Below are 2249 nucleotides of genomic sequence, written 5' to 3'. Positions count from 1 at the left end.
GGAACACCGGATGCCCCATGACCTGCTGACCTAAGCAGCAAAATCTTCCCAACATAGGACGTTGTCGGTATCCAGCAGGATCAGGTCATAGTCTGTGGTGATCTCTGCCAGATGTGTTTGCACATCGCCGACCAGTACTCGTGTCCGCGGATCGTCGAGCGCATGATCTGCCAGATGGGCCAACGGACCCCGGTTCCAATCGACGATCTCCGGGATCAGCTCGCAAACGGTCACTTCCGCATCTGGCGCGGCAAGATCAAGCACCGCGCGCAGCGTGAAGCTGAGGCCGAGACCTCCGATCAGGATCCGCCGCGCCTCAAAGTTCATCCGACGCATGGACCGCAGCGCAAGCTGGTCCTCGGACTGATGGTTCAGGTTCGACATCAGTTCTATGCCGTTATAGCGGATTTCGAACAGTTCATCGCGTTTGCGCAAAAGGATGTCATCTCCCGACGCCGTCCCGGCGCGGGCAAGTGTGGTCCACGAGGTCATGTCATGTCCTGTAACAAAAGTGACCCCTCGCTCTTAGGCGGGGGCGATCAGCGGTTCATCGCTTTCCGGGGTTGCCCTGCGCCTCAGGCGATCAGGCAACCCTCAGACATTGTTTGAACTGATTCCGCACAGGAGGGGGAAGACAGCCGAAATGTTGAACAGGGAATTCATCAGTCCAGCCTGTCTGACAGATGCCGTCGCAGATAACGGCTCCCCGGCTAGATAGCGGCGGCTAGCCCGAAAAGCAACCAAGACACCCCAGCCAAGCAGGAACCAGCACCGGTCACTCCGCAACATGCCCGCCTTAATGAACTGGGGATCGAGTTGGGCGATGCGCCACTCGACCAAGCACAACTGCGCCACCTCCGCGTGGCCGATCCGGACTTCCGCGCCGTGCTAACGCAGCCGGTGACCATGGGTTTCTTCCGCTGGGTGTTCCAGAGCCAGGTGGCCAGCCAACCTGTTCCCATATCTGCGCGCGCCGCGTCTAAGCGCTCCAACCACAGATCAGGCACCCATCCCGGCGTACATCATCGAGAAGCTCTGTCAGCAGAACGCGGTAGAAGGGCAGCGCTGCCACCCAGTCATCGGGCTCGCCGAAGAAGAACTCGCGGGGGATCGCCGACCGCAGGTCCGCGAACTCGATCGTGTCGCGGTCCGGGAGAGTGGGCAGGGGTAAGCCGTTTGCAGTCATCTCCTCTTCGATCTCCTCGAGGACGGCCGTCACCATCGGACGTGTCACGTAGAAGTCGTCATAGGGCTCGACCCGGACGTGCGGCTGCGCGATGATCATGTCGAACAGATCGCCATGGTTTCGGAAGCCGAGCGCTTCTGTTTCATCCTGTCGGTAGAAGCCAATATCCAGTCCCATGGTTGTTCCTTTCTGATGGATGGGTGGTCGTCGTCTGAAGAGAAGCTGGGTTCGACCGCGGGACGACGGAAACCCCGCGGCGAACAGTGTCACCGTCTTGCTCATGCGGTTACGGCGCGAGGCACTGGCGATCTCGCAACGCGGTCGGGCGGAATTGGTCCACCCACCCCCAGAGGTCTTCCACGGTGCCGTGTTCGAAGCCGACGCCCTTGTCGAGAATGCCGAAGATGCCGCTTGCGTTGAGGTTTGTACAAAGTCGTTCGGTCGGAATGCCGACGCCGAGATAAACGGCACCCTCGACATCCCGCCATGTTGTGTCCAGGACCGTGCCGGAGCGCGGGTCGACGCACCAGGCATGATGAAAGGGCAGGGCGCCGCACTCGGGGTGCCAGGCGTAGCCCTCCCAGTAATCGGCCCGCGATGTCAGAGCGAGATCCCAGGCGTTCCTGAACGCCTCGCGGGGCTTGCCCGGCTTGATCTCAGGCGGCAATGGTGTTGCGCCCATCCGAGTGCCATGTGCGGCAAGAAACCTGGCCATGGTCTCCTGGCCAAACGGTTCTGCGTAGCATTGGTCGATCAGGTGGAAATTCGGGTGGTGCATGGTCGTTTCCTGTGTGTGTCCCGAGCACATAGGTTCGACCCTTGGAGGCGGAAAAAGATTTTTCAGTCGCTGATTACCCTCCGCCCGCATCATCCCAAGGCAGAGGGCCTGCCAGGCGCACTGCGGCTGGTGAGCGCTGGCGCTTTGCTCGCGCGGATGATCTTGGCGTCCCTGTGCCGGAGCACAGCGGTCGAGCACCTCACCGGCTCACGCGAAACAATTTCAATGATGATGTCCCGGGAAGTGGTGTAGCTCCTCATGGGCCTCGCGCTCACTGGCGGGCCG

The 2249-nt window shown here is 61.0% G+C and carries 3 protein-coding genes; all 3 read right to left on the bottom strand.

Annotation, left to right across the window (positions count from 1 at the left end):
* Window positions 1–30: 30 nt before the first annotated feature.
* The 3 genes from IE266_RS26680 to IE266_RS26670 all read right to left on the bottom strand — a co-directional run bounded on the left by IE266_RS26680 (window position 31) and on the right by IE266_RS26670 (window position 1964).
* Window positions 31–492 carry a spermine/spermidine synthase domain-containing protein gene (locus IE266_RS26680; protein WP_189683175.1) on the bottom strand — a complete coding sequence of 154 codons (462 nt, stop codon included), beginning with the start codon at window positions 490–492 and terminating at the stop codon, window positions 31–33.
* Between the two features lie 487 nt (window positions 493–979).
* Complete coding sequence (locus IE266_RS26675; protein WP_189683174.1) at window positions 980–1363, bottom strand: hypothetical protein; 384 nt, start codon at window positions 1361–1363, stop codon at window positions 980–982.
* A gap of 109 nt (window positions 1364–1472) precedes the next feature.
* On the bottom strand, window positions 1473–1964 hold the full coding sequence (locus IE266_RS26670) for a hypothetical protein (RefSeq protein WP_189683173.1): 492 nt from the start codon (window positions 1962–1964) through the stop codon (window positions 1473–1475).
* Between the last annotated feature and the right edge of the window lie 285 nt (window positions 1965–2249).

The sequence above is a fragment of the Seohaeicola zhoushanensis genome (assembly GCF_014656415.1).
GTDB classification, from domain to species: Bacteria; Pseudomonadota; Alphaproteobacteria; order Rhodobacterales; family Rhodobacteraceae; genus Seohaeicola_A; species Seohaeicola_A zhoushanensis.
This window is presented reverse-complemented; position numbering and strand designations above follow the sequence as displayed.